Below are 1,452 nucleotides of genomic sequence, written 5' to 3' on the forward strand. Positions count from 1 at the left end.
CCCGTTACCTTCTAGGTAGCTCTTCACCGAGGAGCTGCGGTCGCCAGGTCCGGTATGACTGAGCGCCCCTGTCTCACGCATGATCCGGGGGGTGATGTCGCCGGACGTGGTGGACGTCGATGAATCGCTGATAGGGACAGGACCACTCTTCGAGCAAGGTCTCTTCGTAACGTGGGTGCCGAACATTGACGTCAGATCGGCGACCGCCCGATTCAACACCGAATCGAGGTCGATCGACATGACCGAGTACGCCGTCTATTGCGGCATTGACGTGGGAAAATCCGGGCACTACGCCATCGGGCTCGACCCGCAAGGCGCACGCATCTACGACAAGGTCCTCCCCAACGACGAAGCCCGACTCAGAGCCGTCTTCGCGGCATTGGCCAAACGCGGTGAACTGCTCGTGATCGTCGATCAGCCCAACACCATCGGGGCCCTGCCGGTCACCGTCGCCCGGGCCTGCGGGCACACCGTCGCCTACCTTCCCGGCCTGACGATGCGCCGCGCCGCCGACCTCTACCCCGGCCAAGCCAAAACCGATGCCCGCGACGCCTTCGTCATCGCTGACGTCGCACGCACGATGCCGCACACCTTGCGCCGGGTCGACCTGGGTGATGACACGTTGGCCGAGCTCGACGTGATCGTCGGCTACGACGACGACCTGGCCGCTGAAGCGACCCGCACCAGCAACCGCATCCGCGGCCTGCTCACCGGCCTTCACCCGGCCCTCGAACGCGTGCTGGGCGAGAACATCACCCACCCCGCAGTCCTGGAAATCCTCTCCCGATTCGGTGGACCAGTCGGGATTCGCACCGCCGGCCGACGCCGCGTGAGCACCGTGGCAAAGAAGCACGCACCCCGGATCGGAACCCGTCTGACCGACGAGATCTTCGCCGCCCTCGACGAACAAACGGTCGTCGTCCCCGGAACCACCGCCGCCGAAGCAGTGCTGCCCAAACTCGCCGAATCATTGAAAGTGACTCTGCGGCAACGCCATTCACTCGAAACCACGATCGAGGAGATGTTCGCCGCGCACCCTCTTGCCGCGGTCCTGACCTCGATGCCAGGCATCGGCGTCAGGACCGGCGCCCGCATCCTCCTCGAAGTCGGCGACGCCAGCGCCTTCCCCTCCGCCGGGCACCTCGCCGCCTACGCAGCGATCGCCCCCATCTCCCGAATCTCGGGTACCTCCATCAAGGGCGAGCACCCCGCACGCGCCGGGAACCGCAAGCTGAAACGAGCCCTGTTCCTCTCCGCGTTCGCCGCCCTGCACGACCCGACCAGCCGCACCTACTACGACCGCAAACGCGCCGAAGGCAAGAAACACAACGCCGCACTCATCTGCCTCGCCCGCCGCCGCTGCGACGTCCTCTACGCCATGATCAAGAACCGCGAACCCTACCGAGCACCCGTACCCGCCGCGGCTTGACAAGTGTCATAGGGACACCCCCC

At 65.8% G+C, this 1,452-nt stretch carries 2 protein-coding genes; one reads left to right on the top strand and one right to left on the bottom strand.

The genetic code is table 11. The features are described 5' to 3' along the window. Window positions 1–240, bottom strand: a 240-nt coding sequence (locus ACSEEN_RS21355; protein WP_440714250.1) for a hypothetical protein, incomplete at its 3' end; no start/stop codon positions are given. On the opposite strand from ACSEEN_RS21355, the gene ACSEEN_RS21360 reads away from it, so the two are divergent. Then, window positions 239–1,429, top strand: coding sequence for an IS110 family RNA-guided transposase (locus ACSEEN_RS21360; RefSeq protein WP_371307615.1), 1,191 nt, complete (start codon window positions 239–241; stop codon window positions 1,427–1,429). The genes ACSEEN_RS21355 and ACSEEN_RS21360 overlap by 2 nt on opposite strands. Window positions 1,430–1,452 lie beyond the last annotated feature (23 nt).

This window comes from Gordonia marina (assembly GCF_052036135.1).
GTDB lineage: Bacteria > Actinomycetota > Actinomycetes > Mycobacteriales > Mycobacteriaceae > Gordonia.